This is a genomic window from Paenibacillus xanthanilyticus, from assembly GCF_042682185.1.
GTDB classification, from domain to species: Bacteria; Bacillota; Bacilli; order Paenibacillales; family Paenibacillaceae; genus Paenibacillus_Z; species Paenibacillus_Z xanthanilyticus.
Genome location: NZ_JBHUHA010000001.1, coordinates 657,460 through 683,466 on the forward strand (window position 1 = coordinate 657,460; position 26,007 = coordinate 683,466).

Sequence of the window (26,007 nt, forward strand, 5' to 3'; positions counted from 1 at the left end):
TGTAAGAACGATAGTTCAATCATGTCACAGCGGCGGCCGGCCATTACAATCGGCCGCCGTTCGTCGTTGAGCTATTGGGTCGTTTACTGCAACAATCATAAGACTGTTATCGCACTTGTAAAATAATGCCACTTGGGGGGAGAGGTATGAAAAAGATTTTGTTTATTACATTATTCAGTTTTGTTTTGCTGACTGGATGCGGAAAGGGAACGACCCAAGAACTTACAGGAAACCAACCGCCTAAAGCTGAAATACAAATTGGCGATAAAGTATACGAAACAAAACTTGGCACATATTGCTGGTCATCAAAAAATCAAAGTACATGTGCAGATTCAATTGGTCCTGTTGAACTCTTAAAGAACGAAAAACCAATAATAGTCCCTCCTGGAGCAGTTATAAAGTTTGTAATGAATTATAAGCCCCTACCGAATAAATCCTTTGTCGAGCAAATGACCGAAGACCAAAAAACAACGGAAGTAGCTGTAAATGATGATACTTTTCAAGTACCTATCCAAAAAGGAATCTATTACTATTCATACGGCGTGTGGTGGATGGATGAGATAAAGCCCAATGTATCTCATGGAGATGCTTTTTATAATTTTGTTTTGGAAGTTGCCGAAAAGGATTAAACTATCTGGGAATTATAGCTCAATAAACAACCTAGATGAAGCTGCCGCTGTGATCGGTAGCTTCATTAAGTTAACAAGCAGTTTAGCGTGGCCGCTAACCATCTAAGTGGCTGTTTACTCACAATTGTTGGAAGGAAAGTTTTATTCTTTCGCGAATTCATTAGACATGCCAGAGTTGCGAATTTCGCAAAAAAATTGCGGTAGATCAGTGGAAAGAGCATTTTAGTTTCCTATATCTTCTTATGAAAGGTGACCAAAGATGAACCAAAAACCGTCAAAAGAAGAATACGCCGGGGACGCCGGCGAGTATATCCGGTTGGTGCCGGAAGGTAACCTTATCGACATTCTGCTCGCCCAGGAAAAACAAATGACCGAGCTGCTGGCATCGTTAACCGAAAGCCAGAGCGCCTATCGGTATTCGGAAGGTAAATGGACGCTGAAAGAAGTCGTGGGCCACATCGCAGACAGTGAACGCGTTATGACCTATCGCCTGCTCCGATTTGCAAGAGGGGATCAGACGCCTCTGTCCGTTTTCGACCAGGAATTGTTTATTCCACCTTTCGAAAGCTGGACAACCGCGCAAATGGCCGAAGACTACCGAGCCGTACGGCAATCGACGATCACACTCCTGCGCGGGTTGCCGACGGAGGCGTGGTCCCGCAAGGGTACAGCAAACAACGTAAGCATCACGGTACGCGCCCTCGCTTACGGCATTGCAGGACACGAGCTTCATCACGTGGGGGTCATCCGAGATCGTTACTTGAGTTAGATAGTATACAAACACAGCGGCGGCCGGCCTTCGATCGGCCGCTTTTTTTAGTTTTGACACCCTGGCACACATGTGACCCGAACGCCAACGATCATTTTGCCAAAAAGTGAATATAGTGTGTTAACCAGTTAAAGGGGGTTTTGCCATGGGTGCAAGGGTTAAGTATACATCGTCTGACGTTGATTTGTTGGCGCGGCTGATGAGGGGCGAGGCACAGGCGGAAGGCGAAAAGGGGATGTTAACGGTTGGCGCTGTCGTGATCAATCGGGCCGTAGTCAGGTGTTCGGACTTCAAGAACGTCAACAATATTAATGATGTTATTTATCATTATATGGATGGCGATGCCATGTTCGACGCCATATTAGAACCCGATTTTTATCTGAAGTCTCGGGAACGAGAGCGGCGGTTAGCTGAACAGACCATAAAAGGCTGGCGAGAATGGCCTTCAAAATACTCGCTGTGGTATTTCAATCCGTGGGGGCCAACAACGCAAGCTTGCCCCGCAATGTGGTACGGTCAACCGCTCGCGGGTACTTGGAAAAATCATTGTTTTTACCAACCAACAAGCGCGGAATGCGCGGAAATTTACCGATAAAAAACTTTATAAGGGCGAATGCCATAAGGCACTCAATACCTATCTCAGAACGTTAGTTCAGAGCCGTACAGGAGCAGTTTGCCGCCGCGCAGCTGCTCCTTCTGACGTTGCGCGAACAGGGCAGGATATCGAAAAAAAGCACCATTGCATATTGAGTTGAAGTGGTTGACGAATCTGTTTATTTCGATATTATTAGAAATATAGATGTACCATATTTATGCAGTGAAAATACAAGCAGAAAGAAGGCGTGGTAATGATAAGCCATAAACCTCTGTTAGTCATCGTCGGTTCTGGACCGGGAGTAAGCGCCGGAATTGCCAAGAAATTCGGAAGCAATAATTTCCGAGTGATTCTTATTGCAAGAACCGAATCCTCACTACAACGCAACTTGGAATCTCTTCGACAGTTACAAATTGAATCGTACGGAATTACTGCAGATGCATCCGATCCTGATTCATTAAAAACCGCCTTTACTCAGATAAGAGGTTCATTTGGAGCCACCGATGTTTTGGTATATAATGCGGCAAATATTGTGCCAGGTGATCCCCTCTCGTTAACTGAACAGCAGCTCATTGAAGATTTTAAGGTAAATACCGTTGGTGCATTGACCAGCGCTCAACAAGTCATTCCGGATATGGTCGAACGTAAACAGGGGACGCTTTTTTTCACAGGGGGGGGTATTGCGCTGATTCCGAATCCACTCTATACCTCTTTATCCATCGGCAAAGCAGCGATTCGCTCGCTTGCACTTTCATTAGCGGAGACATTGTCCCCTTATGGAATTTATGTAGGCCAGGTTCTAATCGCTGATCACGTCAAAAAAGGGACATATTACGATCCAGATCGAATAGCCGATGTGTACTGGGAATTATTTAACAAAAAGACCCAGCGGGAGTATTTGTTTACGGAAACTAACGAGGAACGCTAGCTCGATCATGTCGCAACGGCAGCCTGGCCTATCGATCGGCCGATATTCGTCATTGAATACAGACGAACAACCGGATTAGGGGTTAAGGAGGCACTCGCTGCGAAGTCGACTCTTTATCGCTAGGGCGGGTTTTGGGGGGATCTGTGGGGAGGTCAGCAAACGAGCAGAGCTGCTTAAATATTCGAGCTATATGTGAGAGAGGGGAACCCGCCTTAACAGCAGGTTCCCTGTTTATTGTTCAGATGATAGGTGTCAAAGAGAAGTTGGCGCAACGACCACTTGAATCTCAAATTCGTTAAAAATTTTAACAAATGGCGCCTTCGGTTCGGCATCGGTGATAAGCATGTCGATCGCATCGAATGGACAAACGCGGTGGAAGAGATTTTTCTCGAATTTGGACGAATCTGCTAGCAGAATGACTTGATTCGCACGTTTGATCATCTCCCGCTTCAAGTAGGCTTCCTCCACAGTAGGGGCGAATAAGCCTTCGGCAGTAATGCCGCATGTGCCCAGGAACAGCTTATCCACCCTGATTTCACTGAGCATCTCAATCGTACGAGGGCCAGAGGCGTAGCGGTGCCAGGTGTTGACGACCCCGCCGAGCAGATGGGTCGTTGTCTGCGGCTTGTCACAGAGTACGGCTGCGATGTCGATGGAATTCGTGACGACGACATTATCCGTCGTGGACATGAACTCCGCTATATATTGCGTGGTCGTTCCGGTATCCAGCATCAAATAATCGCCGTCTTGGATGAGTGACGCTGCTGCGACTGCAATGGAACGCTTGCTTCCGGAATCCGTCAGCCGTTCCTTATAGCTGCTGATGTGCTTCGTCATGGAAGGCAGGATCGCGCCGCCACGCACGCGGACGATGAGGCCGTCCGTTTCCATTTTGACCATGTCGCGCCTGGCTGTATCATAAGAAACCTCGTATAATGCGCAAATCTCTTCCATGCTTATTTTTTGATTTATTTTCAAATAGTCCACGATCGACTTGATCCGTTCCTCTTGATTCATGCTCTTGCCCACCTTATCCGCATCGTATTCCTCATTATATGCATTCGACAGATTTGAATTCAAGTGTAATCCGAAAAATACGCGGTTTATACTTATGATTTTACATGAATATATGCATTTAACTAAGCCATTCACTTGAATTAATAAGTGTAATAATTATATTTGTATTGAAAAGTTGCAAACCACCACTTATACTGGGGATGCAAACGCGCGAGATAAATAGGAGAAGGAGAGAACGTTATGAACAAGGTTAAAGTGGGGATCGTCGGTTTCGGATTATCGGGACAGGTTTTTCACGCGCCAATTATTCAAGCTGTAGATGGAATGGAGATCGTGAAGGTAGTCTCCGGTAATCCGCAAAAGGTCAAACAGCAGCTGCCTCACACGGAGGTGGTCGGTACGATCGACGAACTGCTGCTGGATGAGGCCATTGATCTTGTCGTGATCACGTCGCCGAATCAAACGCACTATCCATATGCGAAGCAGGCGCTGCAGGCAGGCAAACATGTTGTGGTCGAGAAGCCCTTCGTTATCCATTCGGAGGAGGCGCGCGATCTGATCGAGACGGCAAGCCGGCACAAAAAGCTGCTCAGTGTCTATCAAAATCGGCGGTGGGACAATGACTTTCTGACGTTGAAGCAAACGATAGAATCCGGTGTTATGGGGGAGATTGCTCACTATGAGGCGCATTTTGACCGCTACCGTCCGCAAATAATGGACAGATGGAGGGAGCAGGAAGGTCCGGGCTCCGGCATGCTGTATGATTTGGGCGCGCACTTGATTGACCAAGCGCTGCATCTGTTCGGCAAGCCGATCCGTGTATATGCCGATGTGTTCCCGCAGCGGGCAGGCTCCAAGGTCGACGATTATGTTCATCTCGTGCTCCATTACGACAAGATGCGGGTTATTCTACATAGCGGCTCGCTCGTTACCCAGCACGGTCCGAGGTTTCAAGTGCATGGCAGCCAAGGCAGCTTTATCAAATACGGACTGGATTCGCAGGAGGATATGCTTCGTCAAGGCGGCTTGCCGGGTCAGCCAGGCTGGGGTGCGGACAGAGAGGAATGGTATGGTGAGCTGACGCTAGCTTCCGATGGGACGATGCAAACGGAGAAGGTGAAGACGCTGCAGGGCGGCTATGAGCGGTTCTATCAGGGCATGCTTGCTGCCATCACGGATCATGCGCCTGTACCGGTTCAGGCTGAGGATGCCCTGAATACGATCAAAGTCATTGAGCTGGCCATGCAAAGTAATGCGGAGAAAAGAACGGTTCCCTTCGCGTAATGGTCGCTGCTAGAGAATGACATAAGCAAGGGCGAGCAGCGCCTTTTTCACCATGCTTTGCCTGGCACCTCGAAGGACAATGAGGAGTGGGTCCAGCGTAAGAACCGCGTTGTACGTCATTTTCTACACAGTTCAGTGTATATGGGAACGTATTACAAGCTGCACAATACCGATATTCTGCAAAAATCCGGTCTAGATCCGGCACAGTACGCCACCCACGGCGGCGCATTTCCGATTATTGTCCGCAACACCGGCGTCGTAGGCACGGTTACCGTCTCCGGCTTGCCGCAAAGGGAAGATCATGCGTTCGTGGTCAGCATGCTTCGGCGGTTTTTGAATATGGAGCTGTAATGGATACACACCGATAAAGCGGGAATGTCCGCAGCACGAGAGGCCGCTTAGTAAGGCGTCTCCTAGGTTCACACTCGACCGTCATCTCGGTTGTGGGCTCACGATAAGAACGGGAGTTGCATGGGCAGCTCCCGTTTCATTTCTTTCTACTAGTGCTCACCACGAAAAAACCTCCGCGGCCGTCTTGATAAGCTAGCGTATCCGCCGAACTGCAACGGGTAATTTGGGCTTCCGCCGTTACACACGGATGACGATTTTTCCGCGCGCCCGTCGGCTCTCGCTTTTTTCATGTGCCTTGGCCGTTTCCTCAAAGGGGAACACCGAGTCGATCGTTACGTTCAATCGTCCGTCGTCTACCAGGCGGGCCAACTTTTCCAAATAAGCGGCAGCGATCGGTGGATACTGCACCTCATGTACAGTAACGGACGCCTTCGCCGCCTTTTCGGGCGAGTAATGCCCCCATGCAATCGGTACGAGGCGTCCCCCTGGCTTCAGGACATCCAACAGCCAATCCCCCTTGTCGCCTCCGGCCGTATCAAGGACAAGGTCCGCGCTTTGTTCGAACTCCGGCAGAAGGGCGGCCGTGTAATCGACGAATGCGTTAACGCCGAGTTCCCGCAGATATGGCTCATTGCGCGCGGAAGCGGCTCCGATGACACGCGCCTCCTTCCATTGGGCCAGCTGGACGGCCAGGTGGCCGACGCCTCCTGCGGCGCCGTTGATTAACACCGTCTGGCCCGCCGCTAACTTCCCTTGTACGAACAGCGCATGCCAGGCCGTAAAACCGGATTGAGGTAAAGCCGCAGCCTCAATGAAATCAGCCGATTCGGGCTTGAACGCCAATTGCCCGGCCGGCACGGCGACATATTCCGCGCAACCCCCGCTATTGACGGTCATTCCATAGACGGCATCGCCAGGGCGAAAGCCCGTAACCCCCGTTCCTGTGCTGGCAACAACTCCCGATACGTCCCAGCCAGGGATATAAGGAAGTCCGAGCCGGTCGCCGGCCAAGCCTGAACGGATCTGCCAATCGCCCGGATTGACGCCGACAGCATGAACGCGGACGAGAACCTCCTCTTTACCCACTGCTGGAACGGGCACTTCCTCGCAGCGCAATACGTCCGGCCCTCCGAAAGCCGAATACCGGATCGCTTTCATCATCTTCGCAACTTCCATCGTCATAATCGCTTATCCCACTTTCAATGTGTTGTATAAACGGGCCCCGTTCCCTACAATTGTATTAAACCCGGACATAGGAAACGACGGACAATACAGCCCAAACATCGGTTACCCGACACATCGCCGATTTTGTCGGGGGAAGGGGCAGAGGAGCGTAGACGTTCAAGCGAGGAGCGGTGGTAGCATGGAAACCGAGCGAAATGAAACAGATCGACGTCGGAAGCGGTCGCAGCTGCTGCTGAAGCAAGCATTCGAGGAATTGATGCGGGAGAAAGGGTTCACCGCGATGACCATCCAGAATATAACCGACCGGGCGGATGTGCACAGGGGAACGTTTTACGCTCATTTCCCGGACAAATTCGCGCTGCTGGAGCATTCCATTCGCGACAAGTTCCATACTGTGCTAGGCAGGGAGATGCCGCCGGATACCGATTGGGACCCAGATCATTTGCGCGTGCTGGTCCGAACGGTGCTGGAGCACGTCCGGCTGCTATATGGTCGTTGCAGCCCGGTCGATACGTTCAATCCGCTGTTCGAGCGGTCGATTCGCGACGAGCTGGCTGCTCTACTAAAGCATTGGTTCGAGCAGCTTCGGGCGGATCAGGCAGATTGGGCCGTACACGTAGATACGATGGCGCTCATGACGAGCTGGGCGATCTTCGGTGCCGCGGTGCAATGGAGCAAATCTAATGAGAATATAAGCGTGGACGAAATGACCGACCGCGTATTGGCTGTGCTGGCAGAAGGCGCGGGCCGCATTGCATGAATTCGATAAACGGGATGCATGACCGTCAACCATCAAAAGTCGAATAAGGGTGACTGGTGAACGCATGTTGCCTTTAGCAAAACATGTAATCGATAAAAGATGGGGGAGTAGTTTGCCGAGGCAGCTGCTCCCTGTCTTCCTAAGGGCAGCATGACGTTTCGCAGCTGCAAAGCGCTCCAAGCCGATGCGAATGGCAATTTTGTGCAGATAAAGGATAAAAAAATGCTGTTCCATGACGCAGCCTCCATTCTTGTATCCGCTTACAGCCCCCGTTATGATAGAGGGATAACGAGGTGAGGGATAATGACGGACAAAAAGTGGATGGCTGTCAGCTTTCTGGTGCTGGTTGTCTTTACCTACTTCTTAGTCAGCTTCGTGAGCCAAACGATGACGATCAAGCATATCACCGGACGGCTGAAGGGAGATCCCCAATTGACGATGAGCGAACGCCATATCGTGTTGGTCGAGCAGGAGCAGGGGCACCCGTATTGGCAGCTGGTGGAGCGGGGGGCGACTGATGCGGCCGAAGCGAACCATATCGCAATCGAATGTATCGGTCCTGTCCGGAACAATATGGCGGAGCAGCTGAAGCTGCTGGAGAAGGCGATCGCCTCCAAAGTCGACGGCATTATCGTGCAAGGCTTGAACCATGAACAATTCACGCCTGTCATCAACAAAGCGGTAGAGGCGGGCATCCCGGTCATCACCGTGGATGCGGATGCGCCGAGCAGCAAACGGCTTTCATTTGTGGGCACGGACAATCTGGAGGCGGGCAAGCGTCAAGGGGAGCTTGTGGTGCGGTCAACCGGGGGTACCGGGAAGATCGGAGTCATCATTGGCAGCGATAAGGCGGAGAATCAACTGGAACGTCTTGAAGGCATCAAGCACGTCATCGGCGAGTATCCGGGACTGCATATCGAGGAGGTCCGGTCGTCCAACATTTCGCTCATCGAGGCGATCCAACAATCGGCCGAGATGCTGCAGCGCAACCCGGAGATTACGACGATGGTCGGCACAAGCGCCACGGATGCGCTGGGCATCTTGCAGGCGGCGAAGAGCTTGAAGCGCAGCGATATTAAGATTATCGGCTTCGACGATCTGCCGGAGACGATCGAGGCGATCCGCAGCGGGGACATCGTCGCCACCATCGTCCAGCAGCCCTACCGGATGGGCGAGCAGTCGGTGGAGCTGCTGCAGCGTTATTTCAATGGAGACGCCCTATCGAACGAATACTTTACCCGCGCCGATATCATGGATGCGGCCGCTGTGGCAGGAGGCATGAATCCGTGAGCATCCATAAAAAAATGTTCATCTTCATTCCCATGCTCGTCCTCCTGATGAGTTTCGTCTCGTACTTCCTGTTCAATAGCAGCCGGAACGTGCAGGAAAGCTACTCCCTTATGATGAACCGTGTTCTTCTCTACAAGCAGGTGTCCCGCGAAAGCAAAGAGGTCATGCGGTATTTGAACCGATATGTCATTCAGCTGGATGCGGAGAGCTATTCCGATTTGGACCGGCATACGAAACTGCTCCGCGAGCTGCGGGGAGACATCGGGCGGCTGGAACGAAATGAGACGAACGTGCTGCAGGTGGAAAATTATTTGAATATGTTGGATACCTTCCTGGACCAGACCTGGGAACTGCTGACCAACATGGATCAGGATTCAAGGATGAAGGCCGGCGCCTATATCCAGGCAGAGCAGACGGCCGGGTTTATCGGGGAGGACGGTCAGGCGCTGGTCGATCTCGAGCTTGAACATTACCGTCCCGTCTACGAAGATATGATGCAGGCGAACGAGCGGATCAACGAACTCGGCGTGTATTTGGTGTTTACGGTGGGCTTGCTCAGCTTCGTGATTGCGCTCTGGCTCTCGACGAGCATCAGCATCCCGATCCGCCGGCTTGTGCTGACGGCGAAGCAGATTTCGAGGGGGAGGCTGGACACAAAAGCACCGGAGCTGCGCACCGGCGACGAAATCGGCATTCTGGCCCAAACGTTCAATCAGATGCTGGACAATATGCAGGATTTGATGGCGAAGAACGTGCAGAGCGTCGAGAAAGAGCGGCTGGTCAAGGAGCTCGAGCTGAAGATGCTGCAAAGCCAGATCAATCCGCACTTTCTGTTTAATACGCTGAACGCGATCGCGAAGCTGGCCTATATCGAGGGCGCCGAGAAAACAAGCGATCTTACGGTGTCCGTATCCCGGCTGCTCCGGTACAACCTGCAGAAGCTCGACCATCCGGTGACGCTGTGGGACGAGGTAGAACATGCGATGGAATATGTGGCGATCCAGAAAGCCCGCTTCCGGGAGCGAATCCGTTTCGTGACGGACATCGATGAGGACGCCCTCGAACAGACGGTACCGTGCCTGACGCTGCAGCCGATTCTGGAGAATGCCGTCATTCACGGCATAGAAGACATGGAGGAGGGCGCGGAGCTTAAGCTCGGCATCTATCGGGAAGAAGCCCATATTACGGTGGAGATTACGGACAACGGGGCCGGGATGGACGAGCGGAACCGGCTCAAGCTGCTCGATTCGTTAGCGGAAGACGTGCCTGCTCCGCATCGCGGCAAGCGGGAGACGACCGGACTCGGGACGGCGAACGTATTTAAGCGGCTGCATCTGTTCTATGAAGGCATGGAACGGATTGAAATCGAAAGCGAACTAGGCGAAGGGACGACGGTCCGGTTTGTTTTGCCTGTGAGAGTACCTATCTCCCCTAGGAGAGCTGAAGAGGTGAGCCATGTATAAGCTGCTAATCGCGGACGATGAAGCGCTGGAACGGGAAGGCCTGGAGATGATGACGAGGCGGATGATGCCGGACCGCTTCTTGTATTTCCATGCGGAGAACGGGCGCAAGGCGATTCAATTGGCGGAGGAGCACCGCCCGGATTTTATCTTTATGGATATTAAAATGCCCGGTATTCACGGATTAGAGGCGATCCGCGAGATCCGCAAGAGGCACCCGCAAACCCGGATCATCCTCGTCACGGCCCATGACTACTTCGCCTATGCGAAGGAGGCCGTCTCGCTCGGCGTGAAGGAGTACCTGCTTAAGCCGGCCAAGCGGGAGGAGCTGCTCGACGTGTTGAACCGGCTGATCGCGGAGAAGGAGGAGGAAACGCACAAGCGGGTAGAGGAGCTCGAAATCCGGGAGAAGCTCACGCAGCTGCTGCCTCTCGTCGAGAACGAGATCACGCTTATGCTGATGATGGATTCCGTCCACGATACGGACGCGTCGGCGCTGGCCGAGATGACCGCCGTCCACTGGGACAAGGGGTATGTCATGGTGCTCTACTTCCCTTATCGGGAGGTGAGCTGGGAGGCGGTGCAGCAGGTCCGGAAGGAGCTGCACGAAAGCTTCAAAGCTTATGCCAAGGCTCAGCTTCCCTGCATGGTCAGCCCCATGGTCAGCAACCGCATCGGGGTGATGGTCCCGGCTGGTTCCCAAGGCGCCGGCTTCGCACAGCGGGTGGAGTCGGTGCAATGGGGGGAACGGTTCCTTCACTTTATCGAGACGAGGTTTGGATGGCGGCCGGTGATCGGCATCGGTCCGGTAGGGGATGGTTTCGATGGTCTGCGCTGCTCGTATCAAGCGGCTGTGGCCGCGGCTGCCGACCCTCGGGCGCCCGGCCGCATCCGTCATTCCGAGGATATGCGGCAGAGCGGAGACGGGGATGACGCGAATTGTCAGGACGAGGAACGGCGACTGTTGGATGCGCTGGCCAGACAGCAGAAGGAGGAGGCGCGCGCGCGCTTCGCGCATCTGCTGGACCTTCTCTTGGGGTCGGCATCCGCTGAACCCGAACCCGTACGGGCCAAGAATGGAGTTTGCGCCATACTCGTTACCGTAAGCCGCCAGCTCGGCGTGCCGCTTCCGAAGCATTTCCTGTCAACGCTTGCGGAGGCGGAGGAAGAAGGCGTGCTGCGCCAGATGGCCTTCGATCAGCTGGAGCTGATCCTTGCGGCACAAAGCACAGAGCGGGAGCATAGGCAAAGCCATGTCGTGGAACGGGCGAAGCATTATGTCAAACAGCGGTACAAATCGGATATTTCGATGGAGCAGACTGCCGAATCGGTCAATTTAAGCCCGTACTATTTTAGCAAAGTGTTCAAGCAACTGACGGGGGAGAACTTCATTGACTATTTGACCCGGTACCGGATTGATGAGGCCAAACGGCTGCTGGGGGACGAAGCGCTCAGCTTCAAGGAAATCTGCTACGAGGTCGGCTATCGGGATCCGAATTATTTCAGCCGGATCTTCAAGAAAACGACCGGCGTTACCCCGACCGAATACCGGCAGCAATTATCGTAAATCGTGAATGTCCTTGCCATGCGGCAGGGACTTTTTTATTGCCAAGATCTGAATTGAAACGTCTGCGCCAAAAAAATGCTAGCGCTGAAAATCAAAATGGTTCCGCTTTCATCACGTGCCTAATCTGTGCTGCTACGTGCCAATTCTGTGCGGACCGCCGTGGTATCGAGCGGCTTCCGGGCTTGCTAGAATGGGAATGCAAGATGGGAATGCAAGTGAACGAACCCGTCGCGATTTATCGAAAAAGGGGAGACGTTGGCATGAGCAAATGGGGCAAACAAACAGGGATCGGTCTGGCCAGCATGCTGTTGGCTGCAGCGGTTACGGGATGCGGTATTGTAAGCAACGATGAAGGTACGAAGGGGCAGACGTCGTCCAATCAGCCGGCCGCGGCAAAGGCAGATGACGAAGAGCTCGTCATCGGGATGTCGATGGATACGCTGAAGGAGGAGCGCTGGCAGAAGGACCGGGATATTTTCACCGCCAAAGTAAAGGAGCTTGGCGGCGAAGTGAAGGTATTGGCGGCGAACGGCGACGACGCTACGCAGATGAGCCAGGCCGAACAGCTGATCTCCCAAGGGGTGGATGTGCTGGTCGTCATCCCGCATAATGCGGAGGCGATGGCTCAGATCGTTGACAAGGCGCACAAGGAAGGGATCAAAGTCATCTCCTATGACCGGCTTATCAAAAATTCGGACGTCGACTACTATATCTCGTTCGATAACATCCGCGTAGGCGAAATGCAGGCCAAAGCCGTCGTCGATCAGGTCGGCAAGGGCAACTTCGTCTACATTGGCGGGGCGGATACCGATAATAACGCCCATATGTTCAAGGAAGGCGCAATGAACATTTTGAAGCCGCTGCAGGACAAAGGCGACCTCAAGATCGTGTATGACCAGTTCTCCAAAGATTGGCGGCCGGAAGAAGCGCTCAAAAATATGGAGAACGCGCTGACCGCGAACAAGAACGACATTCAGGCGGTCGTAGCCGCGAACGACGGTACGGCGGGCGGCGTCATCCAGGCGCTGTCTGCGCAAGGGCTGGCGGGTAGAATTCCGGTATCCGGGCAGGATGCGGACTTGGCGGCCGTTCAGCGCATTGCGGAGGGCATGCAGACGATGACGGTCTATAAACCGATCAACGCGATCGCGACCAAGGCAGCGGAGATGGCGGTTACCCTGGCGGAGGACGGCAGCGTGGAAGGCGCCGAGAAGACCGTCAACAACGGCAAAATCGACGTCCCGTCCATCCTGCTGGATCCGATCGCCGTCGATAAATCGAACCTGCTCGATACGGTTATCAAGGATGGGTTCCACAAGCTGGAGGATGTGTACAAGAACGTTCCGAAGGATCAGTGGCCGAAGCAGTAGTAACATCCAAGGGGAGGACGCAGCGCTAGGCGGATTCGCCGTCCTCCCTCTTTGAATTTAAATGTTTGGATCGATAGGGGCTGGGCGCATGGTTGTTTTGGAGATGAACGAAATCACGAAGGAATTTCCCGGGGTTAAAGCGTTAAACGGCGTGAATCTGAAGCTTGCAAAAGGCGAGATCCATGCGCTGTGCGGGGAGAACGGAGCAGGCAAATCGACGCTGATGAAGGTGCTCAGCGGCCTGTATCCGGCAGGCACGTATACCGGGGAAATCAGAATCAACGGGCAGCGAAAGGAATTCCGGTCGATCACGGATGCGCAGCAGTCGGGGATCGCGATCATTCATCAAGAACTCGCCCTGGTCAAGGAGATGTCCATCGGCGAGAACATCTTTCTTGGCGCCGAACCGGTCCGACGCGGCGTGATCCAGTGGGATGAGCTGTACCGTAACGCTTCCGATTGGCTGGAGCGGGTAGGGCTGCGAATGAATCCCGATACGAGAATCGGCAGCCTTGGCATCGGACAGCAGCAGTTGGTGGAGATTGCCAAGGCGCTGTCCAAGCATGCAAAAATTCTTATTCTGGATGAGCCGACCGCCGCGCTGACCGAAAGCGAGGTCGACATCCTCATGGGCATTATGAACCAGCTTCGTGCGGAAGGGGTATCCTGTATATATATCTCCCACAAGATGCCCGAGGTATTCCGCTTGGCCGACACCATTACGGTCCTCCGGGACGGCCAGACCATTGCGACGTTGGACCGCAAGGATACGAACGAGGACGAGGTTGTGTCGCTGATGGTAGGGCGGGAACTGACGGAGCGTTATCCCCGCGTGCCGCACCGGCCGGGGGATGTTGTGCTGGAAGTGGCCGACTACTCGGTCTGGCATAAGGAGAAAGCCAAACAGAAAGTGATTCACGATGTAAGCTTCACGCTGCGCAAAGGCGAGATCTTAGGCATTGCCGGCCTGATGGGCGCTGGAAGGACGGAGCTGGTGACGAGCCTCTTCGGCGCTTACGAAGGCCAATCGGAAGGGGAAGTTCGAATCAACGGCCAACCGGTTCGCATTCGCTCGGTCTCCGACGCGATAAAGGCCGGCATGGCGCTGGTGACAGAGGACCGCAAGCGCCAGGGGCTCGTATTATCGATGGACGTCAAGACGAACACGACGCTTGCCACCATGAAGCGGGTATCGAGCTTCGGGATGATCAATGGCAATGAAGAGATAAAGTGGGGCCAGAAGTACGTGCATGATCTGAAGACCAAGACGGCTTCGCTGGAAACGCCGGTCGGCACCTTGTCAGGCGGCAATCAGCAGAAGGTCGTCATCGGCAAATGGCTCATGTCCGAACCGACGATTCTCATCATGGATGAGCCTACCCGCGGGATCGACGTCGGGGCCAAATACGAAATCTACAGCCTAATGAACCAGTTGGTTGATCAAGGCGTGGCGATCATCATGATCTCGTCGGAGCTTCCGGAAGTACTCGGGATGAGCGATCGGATACTGGTTATGTGCGAAGGTCGGTTCGTCGCAGAGTTGGATTACCGGGAAGCGACGCAAGAGAAGATTATGCTGGCCGCCACAGGAGGGAAGTAACCGTGCAACCTAATTCGCAAACGGCAGATCATGCCGCGGACCTTACGCCGGCCAAAGTCAAATTGATCGGCAAAATGGATGTCCGCGCCTACACGATGGTCGGCGCCCTGATCCTCATTTGGCTTTTATTCGGACTCATGAACGATACGTTCCTGACGCCGCGCAATTTATCCAATTTGTTTACGCAAATGTCCGTTACCGCGATACTGGCCATCGGGATGGTGCTTGTTATCGTGGCCGGCCATATCGATCTATCCGTCGGCTCGATTGTCGGTCTAACGGGCGGGATCGCCGCGATCATGAGCAACTGGTGGGGGATGCCTACCGTCGTCGTCATCGCCGGAACCTTGGCGGCCGGGGTGGCGCTCGGCCTGATCCAGGGCTGGCTTGTCGCTTATAAGGCTGTTCCGGCCTTTATCGTCACGCTTGGCGGGATGCTCGTCTTTAGGGGCGTGTTGATGGGCGTCACCCATTCGACGACGATCTCCGTCTCCGATTCGGCCTTCGCCATGCTGGGCAATGCTTATTTTGCTCAGACCTTCGGCTGGCTGCTGGCTGCGGCCGCCATTATCTGCATCGTCTGGTCATCGTTGAGGAGACGCGCCTCGAGGCTGAGGTACGGCTTTACGGTGGCGCCGCTTACGATCGATCTGCTGGTTGCGGCAGGCGCAAGTCTGCTTGTGATCGCCTTCGTAACGGTCGTCAACAGTTATAAAGGCATTCCATTCCCGATCATTTTCGTTATCGTGCTGGCCGTTATCTTCTCCTTCATCGCCGCGAAGACAACGTTAGGCCGCCATATTTACGCCATCGGCGGTAACGCGGAGGCGGCACGTCTGTCCGGCATCAACATTCAGCGCAGAACGCTCGGCGTCTTCGTCTTCAGCGGCTTGCTGGCCTCAATCGCCTCCATCGTGCTAACCTCCCGTCTGTCATCCGCTACGATATCGGCCGGGAACATGGCGGAGATGGATGCGATTGCGGCATGCGTCATTGGCGGCACCTCTTTGATGGGCGGCTCCGGCAAAGTGACGGGCGCCATTATTGGCGCACTGGTGATGACCTCGCTCGATAACGGGATGTCGCTGATGGGGCTGGAATCGTTCTGGCAGTACGTCGTGAAGGGAAGCATTCTTGTATTTGCGGTCTGGCTCGATATCGCCAACCGAAAAAAAGCGGGGAAATGATATGTTGTTGGCCGGGGGCTGCTTTATGCGAAGCAGCTCCTTTTTTGTGACCTCGACCTCATTAACGCAACAGGCGCCGAAATTCGTTGACGAATCTATGAATCTGCTATATTTTCAGATAGGATTACATGATGGTACAAGAAAATGGGGGAACATCTTGAGCGAACAGAAGGAGAACCAGAGTAGACTACACAAGCTTGCAGGATGCATAGCCGTCCTTGGGTTAGTCATCGTTGTATTGGGTGGATGCGGAGATAAAACGCCTTCCTCCGTCCAGAATGAGAAAGCAGGAGAGCAACTGAACATGATTGTTGATGGAACTCAAGTTGATTCGGAGCTAGAACCAATTAAGGACGGAAGAAGGTGGTATCTGCCCCTCGACCCGGTTGTCAAGGCTATGGGATGGACGTACAAGCATGAAGCGGATAACTCCCTTGCGCTCTCCTACAGCTGGTCGGACCCGGAATCAACATGGTCGAGACAGAGTACAGGAACCTGGCTGCATGACGAATGGGAGGATGCCCTCCGAATGGTTGACGGACACATCTATATCCATTCGAAGCGATTCAGCGAAGTGACTGATGCAGAGGTTAAGATTGATGCGGCAGCAGGAACCATCCAGGTGAAATCCAATCCAAATCCGGGTGTGGTCACGGAAGCTGAACTAGAGGAGCAACTCGCCATGCAGTCGAAGCAGGAGGCGACCGCTGAAGAGACGATGAGCGCCGAAGAAAGTGAACAGATCAACTACGGGAAATATACAGCGCCGGACATCCTGAACGAACTGTATACGTTAGCAGATCAGCTCGAAGCAGAGGGGTTGTCGCTATGGGACGAGCTCGGGTTCTACGGCGGTTACTACCAGAGCGAGTACAGGAACACGCCTTGGGATGTCATCACATTTGGTTGGACGGGGGGCGACGGCGAGCATTACGGTTTTCTGACCGAATTTGGGTCGATAGCCGATCTGAATGAAGCACCCATTGTGAGGGTTTCGCCTATGGGCGGGGACGAAGCCGGAGAAGTGATCGCCAATAATATTAGAGAGTTCCTACGCATGAAATCGATAGATGATACACTGCTGTATTCTTCGTACGAAGACGAAGCGGCGTACAGAGCCGAGAAAAAGCAAGAAGAGGCCGATCTGGGTGAGTGGGCGCCAACCGAAGCGGACAAGTCTGTCAGACGGCAGGTCATGTCCAGAATGGTCGACGCGCTTAACCTTCCAGAAATTAGCCCACCATACTACACCTACCTTGACCGAGTGAAGGCAGAGCGGGAGAATCGGATCGTCGTAGCTACACCTGATGGACTTGGAGTTACCAATGTCCACCCGCAAGATGAGGGAAAGCAGCATGAGGCGCTTTTGGTCGACGATGATCTGGAAGCTGAAGAGCTGCAGGCCTATTTGGAGCGTGCTACCTATGCCGGCAAGCTGGCCTTGCTCCGGTCCTTCAATGCGAAGGACTTTAACAGCGAGGATATCAGAGGAATCATTGTGCAAGAAATGACCAGCCTCGGTCTGACCGATGAAATCGCCAGGATGAATGCATCAGCCTGGTAGTCACAACACCTTAAGTCCACCAGCATCAGCTGCCGGTGGGCTTATTTCTTTCGTATTTCCTCAACGGGCAGTCGGCATGTTCCGGTCGCTGACTACTTGCATCTGGCTGTTCAACAAGCATATTGGCGCTATCCGATGACAGTAAGATCGTGCTGGTAATTAATCGTATTAGCCAAGAAATGGTAAAGGGATCAAGCTACAATAGAGATGTGGTAAGCTGCAAATGGTGGTATCTAAAGGTATGCAAAGGTGACTTGAAATTACGTCTAGGGGGAGGTCGATACACCATACGGACATCGCAATAAAGCTGCAGCGGAGAGCTGTCATTCGAACCATTCGGCAATGGGACGTACAGGCCATGTCGCACCTGCGATTGTATCCGTCTTCATTTTCAATCAGATTGTAAGGAAAGGGATGAGAATGATGTTAACAAGAAAAAGAACAAAATCAAGAAAAACACTTGGCGCCTTGGCTGGCGTATTCGTACTGGCTGGGACACTTGCGGGCGTACCCTCATTGAATACGCAGGTTCACGCGGCTGCCACCAACGTAGCCTATGGCAAGAGTGTAACCGCAAGCGATACACTGGCGGGTTCATCTTCCGTAATAACAGATGGCGACACCAATTCGAATAACTTTGTTGGGGTTACACAAAATGTACAATGGATTCAAATTGATTTGGGGCAATCTTACAGCTTGAATAAGATCAATCTTTGGCACTATTTTAACGATGGAAGAACGTACCGCGATGTCATTGTCCGATTATCCAATGATCCAAGCTTTAGTACCGGAGTCACCACCGTCTTCAATAATGATACGAATAACAGTGCTGGATTAGGGGCGGGGAGTGATGCTGAATATGCCGAAACTTCCGCTGGCAAGTCGATCACCTTTGCTGCAACAAGTGCAAGATATGTACGATTATATTCGAACGGAAGCAGTGCCAATGTCTACAATCACTATGTAGATGTGCAGGTATGGACAGCGGATGGGGCTGAGCAGGCTACATTTTATAAAGATATCAATTACGGCGGAACTTCAGCTGGATTAGCAATTGGAAACTACACGCTTTCACAATTGAATAGCGCAGGGATACCAGATAACTGGACCTCTTCCTTGAAGGTTCCGAGTGGCTGGACGGTTGAAGTTTATGCCGATGATCATTTCCAGGGAACAAAGTGGACGTATACGGCGGATAGTTCATGGGTGGGAACGGAAGCCAATGATAAAATGTCTTCGGTGAAGATTTATAAAACCCCAACAACCCCATTACCCACAACCGGCGTTATGTTTGATGATTTCAATTATTCCAGTTCAAGCGATGGCAATTTAACGGCACATGGCTGGACGGTCTATAATGGAGCAGGCCCTGGGCCAGCGGGTTCTTCTTTTTCGAGCAGCAACATCTCCTTCTTAACGGATCCCGGAAATTCTGCAAATAAGCTGATGAGACTCCAAGCAAGTACGGATGGTACAGGCGCCGGAACAAGTCAAGCCGAAATCTATACCTCGAATCGAAAATATAATAGAGGCACGTATGCTGCAAGAGTTAGGTTTACAGATACGCCGATCTCAGGAACTGACGGCGCTGGCATCAATGAAACATTCTTTACCATCTCGCCTTTAGAGGGATATAGAGATCCGAATTATAGCGAATTAGACTTTGAGTACTTGCCAAATGGGGGCTGGGGCGCAGGCCAGGGGATATGGACCACTTCTTGGCATACCTATACGGCAGATCCTTGGTATAAGGATGGCAGCTCTAAGTTTGGCGCGGGATCCTATGCAGGCTGGCATACGCTGGTCATGAATGTAGCCAGCGATGGAACCTCTTCCTACTTTATAGATGGAGTCAAATTCGCGCAGGATACGCCATACTACGGTCCTAGAAAGCTGATGAGCATTAATTTTAACTTATGGTTCATCACGGGGGTAGGGGAAAATCCATTAATTGCAAGCACTTATGTTGAAGATGTAGACTGGGTGTATCATGCAAAAGACAATGCGCTTTCACCTGATCAAGTGAATACTGCCGTACAGAGCATGCGGTCAAATGGAACGACATTCACGGATAGTGTAAATTAACTTCTCTTAATGGGGACTTCGATATCGTGACAGGAGACATTGAGAAACTGTCTGGCCGTCCACCGCAATGTTTGGCGTCAATCCTGGCCGCCGCGTTTCAGTAATTTGTTATCAAACGCGTTAAGGAGTGGACCTCCGGAATTGGCGTTGATACACACGAGAAATGAAAAAAGAAGCATCCCTTCGAAAGTAGCCAAACGCTACAAACCGGGATGCTTCTTTTGTTTAGTAAGAGGAGGAACTCGTTGTACCTGATTTAGAAACGTCCAGCCAGCTGCTGCTCTGCAATTTGAACCAACTTACGCGTGATGTAACCACCGAGTGAACCTGCGTCGCGAGTCGCCATGTTTCCATAGTAGCCATCTGCAGGAATTTGAATGCCGAGCTCACGGGCAACCTCGTACTTCATTTGATCCAATGCTGCTGTCGCTTGTGGCACTACGAGGCTGTTGCTGCTTCTGTTGTTTGCCATGGGATGTCACTCCTTCTGAGAGATTAATGGTAATTTGTCAACCTAAGCGGCTATATATACGCTGTGTATTCCATGTAACTTTTACCAGTGAAGCGGTTGTCTAAAGCATATGGATTTGCGGCGAAGCGATAATCATCAGCTTATCTCGTACTCATAAGCCCAGATACGTATCGTGGAAACCGCATAACAACGGGATTTCAGCTTATAAATGGCCAAATGATTATATATGGAATGCAAGAAAACGCCTACGCTTAGGTCGTTAAGACAGCGCTTACAAGTTGGCCGATTTTTGATGCCGTCAACCAACACTTAATGGAAGGGAGGAAGTATAGCAGGACTGCGCTCGGATGGCAGCAGGTTAGCTGCACGAGTCAAGCAGGATCCTGTTATACGAATCAACAGATGAAGCGTAAGAATCCCCGTACGAAAAGGGCAATCACCGTCATTTCCTGTCTATCGCTAGCGCTTTCCGCTAATTTGTATTTCCCCCATGTTACGGCAACTCTACAAGCAGAAGAAGTCCAATCTAAGGATGCACAAGTCCTGGCTTTCCCCGGTGCAGAAGGAGGCGGGGCTTATACCAGCGGCGGCCGGGGCGGTGATGTGTACCTCGTAACCAACCTAATGGACTATGGTTCAGGTGAGCCTCCCATTGAAGGCTCTCTCCGTTATGGGGTCGAATCCACCCCTAAGGAAGGACGGACCATTGTGTTCCACGTGTCGGGCACCATTGCGTTGAAGAACTCCCTCAGACTGAATAACATCAAGAATCTGACCATTGCCGGTCAAACTGCACCGGGGAACGGCATTACGCTAGCCGGCTGGGACACCAATATCAGTAACTCCGAGAATATCATCATCCGCTATATGTCTTTCCGCCCCGGTGCCACAAATGTGTTCAACGGCAGTGATTCGATGGACGCTCTGTGGGGAAGGGATAACAAACAGTTTATGATCGACCACTCCTCCTTCAGTTGGAATACGGACGAGACCCTGTCAACCTACCGGGGCGAAAATGGCACCATTCAATGGTCCATCATCTCGGAGAGCTTAACCCTGTCGGGGCATTCCAAGGGTCGACATGGTTATGGCGGGATTGCAGGAGGGGATAAGACCACCTTCCACCATAATCTCTATGCGGGCCATACTTCACGCAACCCGAGACTGGGAGGTGGATATGCCGGCAAAGCGGATGCCGAACATGTTGCCGTCGTGCAATTTTCGAATAATGTCATCTACAATTGGGGCTTTAACACCATTTATGGCGGCGGCTTCAACTTTACGAACTACATGAATAACATTGAAATCGCTGGACCGGGCACACGGGACAATGTGGCCGACAGGGTCATCGATGCAGGCGAGGCTGGTAAGCTCGGAGGTTTCTATATCAATGGGAACCGGATCAACAATAAGCTGACAGGCTTGTTAGACGGCGCATCCACATTCGTAAAACATTCAGGCGACACTGAGGGGCCGAACCAAACCTTTTATCGAACGGAGCCTTACCTCTCAGCAGATAGCACAGGAAAGAATCACGGCTTAACCAATCCAGGATTTGACGCGTATGTGCGAAGCGGGGTGAGGGCTGCTGACGAGAAGCTGCTGACTGATATCCTCACACGGGTCGGAGCAACCTATCCGCGACGGGATGCAATCGATGCCAGAATCGTTGCGGAAGTGAAGCAAGGCTTAGGCCGGTACATCAACACCGAGCATGAGGTTGGGGGATATGTATCGGGCTTCGGGATAATCGAGGAGCAGCGCCCTTCTGATTTCGATACCAACCTGAACGGAATAGCGGACCATTGGGAGAAGGAGCAAGGGATCTGGGGGAACGCTGACGCCTACAAGACCATTACGGAGAACGGTTACTCCTGGCTCGAGCGATATATCAACGGACTGGTAGATATGGAGCATATCGCCGAAAATCCGGAGGCCAAGCTGGCTTCTCCTGCGAACAATGCTCAATATGACCTAGGTAAAGCAGTACCGGTGGTGATCAAGGCTTCCTCCAATTTTGGGCACAACATAAGTAAAGTAGAGGTGTACAACGGTTCGCAATATTTGGGGGATGCCAAGCTTCACGGCGGCAGCTATGTATATACCATTCAAGGGCTTCAAGACGCGTCCTACTTTATCTCTGCCAAGGTGATAGATACGGAGGGCAATGCCACCCAAACCACTGCTGCGCGGATCCATATCAACGCCGACCATAAACGGTCAATTGAAGATGGCTGGAAGTCAGCGGATATCGGCAGTCCGGATGTCAAAGGCTCCGCGAGCCTGATCGACGGCGTAATGACGGTCAAAGGCAGCGGCAAGCTTGGGAAACGCGAAGGTGCCGTGGAAGGTTCGAAAGAGGCGGATACAACCAAGGACGACTTTCACTTTGTCTACCAGGAAATGACCGGGGATCTGGAATTTACCGTGCGGCTGGATGAAATCGGCTCCGTAGATAACCACGCCTTCACAGGTCTGATGGTTCGTGATGCCTTGACGGATCGTAGTGCTGCTGCGGCGTTGGGGCTCTCCTGGGTAAAAATATCCAAGTCTTCCCCCTGGTCCGCGTATCTGGCCGGAAGGGATACGAAGGGCGGCAGCTTTAACGAAATGACGGAAACGCTGGACAGTGTCGCCAATGCAGCCAAGGCGGGTATACAGCTGGTGGCGGACATTCCGTTTAAGCTAGACGGGGTGGAGAAGGGGTACTGGCTGAAGTTGGGCCGTAAAGGCGACACCTTTTATGCCTACGGTTCCTTGGACGGTCAATCGTGGACCGCGATCGGCGAGCGGACCATTCCGATGAAGAAGAAGATTTATGTTGGCTTCGCCGTTGATAGCAATGATGTGGCCAACGACCTCGACCAGCTGAACGATGCCAAGTTCTCGAGCATCAGCTTGAAGCGTGGATTTGAACCGAAGCAGTAAAAAGGCAGAGGAGGACGCAGCCCAAGCGAGAGCGAAGGGCGCGTCCTCTTTCTTTCCCAAAATATGAGGAACGTGAACTTGCCAGATTGCTTAATTTCCCCCAACTCCCGGGGGAATCTGGATCCAAGCTTACCATCTTCTAAACGTCGATTACCTGCTGTTCCACGACACGATCATCTTCGCTATTTGCCCGGCTTAATTGCGCGGGACTTCCTTCTTCGAGGATATATCCGGATTCCGGATAGTAATCTCCCGCAGCCCCTGCCATGTATGTTGACGGATTTGCGTGGCCGTAAGACCGGTCGCTTGTTTGATGTGCCTGGCGAAGTGATGACTCGTCTTAAAGCCACAGCGTTCGGCAATTTCAGTGACGTTCAAGCCGGTATGAACAAGGAGGTCCAGCGCTCGGTTCACCCGCAAGTTCCACAAGTAACGGATGGGGGTGTCGTTCTCATATTGCCGGAATAAGCGAACGAGATGCTCACAAGAGACGCCCGCCTGCGCCGCCACATCGGACAACGCGATTTCGTCGGCATAGCGTTCTTTCATCCAAGCAATCGCTTTGTAGACGGAGGAATGTTTCTCACGGTCGGACAGACGCATTCGTTCTAACGGATATAGCTGAAGCGCTGCCAAGCCCAAAGTGCGAAGCAGCGGATCATCCGGCAAGGCGCTGTGCTGCAGGGACAAGAGAAGATCGGTCAAGCGGTTCATCTCCTCGGTCAAAGGAAGGACAACCGGCAGGTTGGACATAAAGGCAAGAGCGTCTTCCGATAAATCCCGCACATGAACGGCAATCCACCGGTGCCAGGTTTCTTCCTGATCGGCGAACGCAAACGTTTCTTGTTGGCCGGGCATTAATTTGACGACATGACCGGGCTGGACGCGCAGCGTCTGTCCGTCGATGACGATCTCCATCGTGCCGGTATACAGCATGACCAATTGAATGTCCTGCTGGATGCGGGGACCGAAGCGGCCGCCAGGCGGGTAGACGACCGTTCCGGCAATGACCGAATCAATCTGTTCCAGTTGAACGGGAATCGCTTCAGACATCATCGCAGCTCCGTTTCTGTTCATTTTGGCAAGGGTGAATGTTGGCACCATTGTATGTTCCCGAAAAGGCTGATGTCAATAACAGACACAGATATGATAATTGCAGTCATTGTTGCGAAGGCGCAGCGGCGGTAAGCTGTTCCTAGCAAGGAAACCTTTTTGTCATGGAGGGAGTCATTATGAATAAGACTTATGCGCCGCCGTTACAAGTGTTACGTCAAGAGGACATTGATTTTTTTAGGGAGCAGGGGTATTTTCTCTTCAAGAAAGGCATGAGCGCGGATCTGATTGATGCCTTTAATGGACACATTTATGATATCCGCAACCAAACTCCGATGCCGGACTGGGCAGCTGTAGAGGAAAGCAAGAAATATTCGCTTCGCCTGTTCAATCCGCATAAGCATGATAGCTTCTCCCGGCAGCTCATGAAGCATGAACTTGTCAGGGGATCGCTGGCTCAGCTGATGGGAAAGGAAGCGGTGTGCGTACAGAGCATGTATTTCTACAAGGAGCCGGGTTCCCCCGGGCAAGCCTCGCACCAGGATTACTATTACATTAAGAACGATCCGATGACGATGATCGCGGCCTGGACGGCCATGGAGGAATCGATCGACGAGGAGAACGGCTGTCTCTGGGTCATGCCGGGTACGCACAAGCTTGGTCTGCTGCCCCATGGCGCCGTCAAAAATATTGAAGAGCATGAATCGTGGACGGAGGAGACCGAAGGCGTCGACACGAGCAGGCAAATCCCCGTCTTGATGGAGAAGGGCGATATTCTGTTCTTCAGCGAGCTGCTCATTCATTCCTCGAACAAAAACAGAAGCCAAAACCGTTGGCGCCGTTCGTACGTGTGCCACTATATCCGGGAGGACTCCAACGTGCTTCACCGCGAGGATTTGCGTCAGAAATACCCGCTTTATTAATCGGGCAATGGGGGTCAAAACGGATGGAACTGTTAAGCTTCAAAGCGCTATGGGGAATGGAAGGTGCTTACGAGGAGCAATTCGCGCGGATCGCCGCGGCGGGCTATGCCGGCGTGGAAACGGCTTTGCCCCCTGTGGGCCAGGAAGAGGAGTTCCGAGAACTGCTGGTCCGTTACGGTCTCGGATTTATCGCGCAAGTCTTCACGGACGGAGACCATGCCGATTCGTTCTTCCGGCAAGTGGAGCGTGCAGCACGGTTCGCTCCGGTCAAGATCGTGTCCCATAGTGCTCGAGACTGCATGACGGAGGATGAGCAGGACCGATTCTTCGCATCCGCGCTGGAAACGCAGATGAAATTCGGCATTGAGGTCGGTCATGAAACTCACCGGCAGCGGGCGATGTTCACGCCATGGACGACGGCCCGAATTCTTCGTAAGTTTCCGGAGCTGAAGATAACGGCTGACTTCAGCCATTGGGTGAACGTATGCGAATCCGATCTGGCCGATCAGGAAGAGGCGCTTGCGATTGCGATGGACAGGACGATTCACATTCATGCAAGAGTGGGGTACCCACCCCGAAGGGCCGCAAGTGCCTCATCCCGGCGCCCCCGAGTACCGCCAAGAGCTGGACTTGCATCTAAGATGGTGGAGAGCCATACTGAACCGTCAGGCTTCGGAAGGCGCTGCGCAAGCTACGTTCACCGCGGAATTTGGTCCGCCAGGTTATATGCATACGCTTCCGTTCACGAACGAACCGGTCGCCGATTTGTGGGAGGTCAACCGCTGGATGGCAGAACAGGTCTCTGAGCTTGCGAAGGAAATCACGATTAAGCGTATAAGTGATTAATGAGCTGAAGCGAATTCGCGAATAAACTTGAATTGATATAATATACGGCCAACGGAATATCTGCTTTACCTGGAGGAGCCTGTCACCAAGGGTGTGCCGTGTCTATGCACGGTGCTGTTGGTAGAGGCTTCTTTTTGTTGTCTT

At 52.6% G+C, this 26,007-nt stretch carries 22 protein-coding genes and 1 pseudogene; 19 read left to right on the plus strand and 4 right to left on the minus strand.

Annotated elements, in window-relative coordinates; all coding sequences use genetic code 11:
- Positions 1–146: 146 nt before the first annotated feature.
- The 4 genes from ACFSKT_RS02665 (at position 147) to ACFSKT_RS02680 (ending at position 2,921) form a co-directional block, all read left to right on the plus strand.
- Positions 147–629, plus strand: a complete 483-nt coding sequence (locus ACFSKT_RS02665; protein WP_377720256.1) for a hypothetical protein — start codon at positions 147–149, stop codon at positions 627–629.
- A gap of 259 nt (positions 630–888) precedes the next feature.
- Positions 889–1,398, plus strand: a complete 510-nt coding sequence (locus tag ACFSKT_RS02670) for a DinB family protein (RefSeq protein ID WP_377720257.1) — start codon at positions 889–891, stop codon at positions 1,396–1,398.
- Between the two features lie 145 nt (positions 1,399–1,543).
- Positions 1,544–1,993: a cell wall hydrolase gene (locus ACFSKT_RS02675; RefSeq protein WP_377720258.1), complete on the plus strand. Its 450-nt coding sequence runs from the start codon at positions 1,544–1,546 to the stop codon at positions 1,991–1,993.
- Between the two features lie 253 nt (positions 1,994–2,246).
- Positions 2,247–2,921 carry an SDR family NAD(P)-dependent oxidoreductase gene (locus ACFSKT_RS02680; RefSeq protein WP_377720259.1) on the plus strand — a complete coding sequence of 225 codons (675 nt, stop codon included), beginning with the start codon at positions 2,247–2,249 and terminating at the stop codon, positions 2,919–2,921.
- A gap of 252 nt (positions 2,922–3,173) precedes the next feature.
- On the opposite strand, the gene ACFSKT_RS02685 is transcribed toward ACFSKT_RS02680, so the two are convergent.
- The gene (locus ACFSKT_RS02685) at positions 3,174–3,938 is read right to left on the minus strand and encodes a DeoR/GlpR family DNA-binding transcription regulator (RefSeq protein ID WP_377720260.1); all 765 of its coding nucleotides are present in this window, start codon (positions 3,936–3,938) and stop codon (positions 3,174–3,176) included.
- A gap of 240 nt (positions 3,939–4,178) precedes the next feature.
- On the opposite strand from ACFSKT_RS02685, the gene ACFSKT_RS02690 reads away from it, so the two are divergent.
- Positions 4,179–5,222, plus strand: a complete 1,044-nt coding sequence (locus tag ACFSKT_RS02690) for an oxidoreductase (RefSeq protein ID WP_377720261.1) — start codon at positions 4,179–4,181, stop codon at positions 5,220–5,222.
- A 21-nt stretch (positions 5,223–5,243) separates the two neighbouring features.
- Positions 5,244–5,573: a heme-degrading domain-containing protein gene (locus ACFSKT_RS02695; protein ID WP_377720633.1), complete on the plus strand. Its 330-nt coding sequence runs from the start codon at positions 5,244–5,246 to the stop codon at positions 5,571–5,573.
- A gap of 237 nt (positions 5,574–5,810) precedes the next feature.
- On the opposite strand, the gene ACFSKT_RS02700 is transcribed toward ACFSKT_RS02695, so the two are convergent.
- Complete coding sequence (locus ACFSKT_RS02700) at positions 5,811–6,734, minus strand: NADP-dependent oxidoreductase (protein WP_377720262.1); 924 nt, start codon at positions 6,732–6,734, stop codon at positions 5,811–5,813.
- Positions 6,735–6,936: 202 nt separating this feature from the next.
- Here ACFSKT_RS02700 and ACFSKT_RS02705 point away from each other — a divergent pair, with 202 nt between their 5' ends.
- The 9 genes from ACFSKT_RS02705 (at position 6,937) to ACFSKT_RS02745 (ending at position 19,641) form a co-directional block, all read left to right on the plus strand.
- Positions 6,937–7,518 (plus strand): TetR/AcrR family transcriptional regulator, encoded by a 582-nt coding sequence (locus tag ACFSKT_RS02705; protein ID WP_377720263.1) that lies wholly within the window; start codon positions 6,937–6,939, stop codon positions 7,516–7,518.
- Positions 7,519–7,821: 303 nt separating this feature from the next.
- Positions 7,822–8,808 carry a sugar-binding protein gene (locus ACFSKT_RS02710; protein ID WP_377720264.1) on the plus strand — a complete coding sequence of 329 codons (987 nt, stop codon included), beginning with the start codon at positions 7,822–7,824 and terminating at the stop codon, positions 8,806–8,808.
- The gene (locus ACFSKT_RS02715) at positions 8,805–10,271 is read left to right on the plus strand and encodes a sensor histidine kinase (protein ID WP_377720265.1); all 1,467 of its coding nucleotides are present in this window, start codon (positions 8,805–8,807) and stop codon (positions 10,269–10,271) included. The genes ACFSKT_RS02710 and ACFSKT_RS02715 overlap by 4 nt, the downstream gene beginning before the upstream one ends.
- Positions 10,264–11,835 (plus strand): response regulator transcription factor, encoded by a 1,572-nt coding sequence (locus ACFSKT_RS02720; RefSeq protein WP_377720266.1) that lies wholly within the window; start codon positions 10,264–10,266, stop codon positions 11,833–11,835. Before ACFSKT_RS02715 ends, ACFSKT_RS02720 begins: the two co-directional genes overlap by 8 nt.
- Positions 11,836–12,095: 260 nt before the next feature.
- A complete protein-coding gene (gene xylF, locus ACFSKT_RS02725) occupies positions 12,096–13,205 on the plus strand; it encodes a D-xylose ABC transporter substrate-binding protein (protein ID WP_377720267.1) in 1,110 nt (369 codons plus the stop codon).
- Positions 13,206–13,293: 88 nt separating this feature from the next.
- On the plus strand, positions 13,294–14,805 hold the full coding sequence (locus tag ACFSKT_RS02730) for a xylose ABC transporter ATP-binding protein (protein ID WP_377720268.1): 1,512 nt from the start codon (positions 13,294–13,296) through the stop codon (positions 14,803–14,805).
- 74 nt (positions 14,806–14,879) lie between these two features.
- On the plus strand, positions 14,880–15,992 hold the full coding sequence (locus ACFSKT_RS02735) for a sugar ABC transporter permease (protein ID WP_377720634.1): 1,113 nt from the start codon (positions 14,880–14,882) through the stop codon (positions 15,990–15,992).
- Positions 15,993–16,149: 157 nt separating this feature from the next.
- On the plus strand, positions 16,150–17,556 hold the full coding sequence (locus ACFSKT_RS02740; protein WP_377720269.1) for a hypothetical protein: 1,407 nt from the start codon (positions 16,150–16,152) through the stop codon (positions 17,554–17,556).
- Between the two features lie 420 nt (positions 17,557–17,976).
- On the plus strand, positions 17,977–19,641 hold the full coding sequence (locus ACFSKT_RS02745; RefSeq protein WP_377720270.1) for a galactose-binding domain-containing protein: 1,665 nt from the start codon (positions 17,977–17,979) through the stop codon (positions 19,639–19,641).
- A gap of 256 nt (positions 19,642–19,897) precedes the next feature.
- Here the strand turns inward: ACFSKT_RS02745 and ACFSKT_RS02750 are convergent, their stop codons facing one another.
- Positions 19,898–20,113 carry an alpha/beta-type small acid-soluble spore protein gene (locus tag ACFSKT_RS02750; protein WP_183601611.1) on the minus strand — a complete coding sequence of 72 codons (216 nt, stop codon included), beginning with the start codon at positions 20,111–20,113 and terminating at the stop codon, positions 19,898–19,900.
- A gap of 402 nt (positions 20,114–20,515) precedes the next feature.
- Between ACFSKT_RS02750 and ACFSKT_RS02755 the strand changes: the two genes are divergently transcribed.
- Positions 20,516–23,041, plus strand: a complete 2,526-nt coding sequence (locus ACFSKT_RS02755; protein WP_377720271.1) for an Ig-like domain-containing protein — start codon at positions 20,516–20,518, stop codon at positions 23,039–23,041.
- Between the two features lie 195 nt (positions 23,042–23,236).
- On the opposite strand, the gene ACFSKT_RS02760 is transcribed toward ACFSKT_RS02755, so the two are convergent.
- Positions 23,237–24,094, minus strand: coding sequence for an AraC family transcriptional regulator (locus ACFSKT_RS02760; protein WP_377720272.1), 858 nt, complete (start codon positions 24,092–24,094; stop codon positions 23,237–23,239).
- Positions 24,095–24,273: 179 nt separating this feature from the next.
- On the opposite strand from ACFSKT_RS02760, the gene ACFSKT_RS02765 reads away from it, so the two are divergent.
- From ACFSKT_RS02765 to ACFSKT_RS02775, 3 genes and pseudogenes are all read left to right on the plus strand, one after another.
- Positions 24,274–25,017 carry a phytanoyl-CoA dioxygenase family protein gene (locus tag ACFSKT_RS02765; RefSeq protein WP_377720273.1) on the plus strand — a complete coding sequence of 248 codons (744 nt, stop codon included), beginning with the start codon at positions 24,274–24,276 and terminating at the stop codon, positions 25,015–25,017.
- A gap of 56 nt (positions 25,018–25,073) precedes the next feature.
- A pseudogene (locus ACFSKT_RS02770) lies at positions 25,074–25,526 on the plus strand (sugar phosphate isomerase/epimerase family protein); the annotation flags it as partial.
- 43 nt (positions 25,527–25,569) lie between these two features.
- Entirely contained in the window at positions 25,570–25,863 is a 294-nt protein-coding gene (locus tag ACFSKT_RS02775; RefSeq protein WP_377720652.1) for a hypothetical protein, read from the plus strand.
- Positions 25,864–26,007 lie beyond the last annotated feature (144 nt).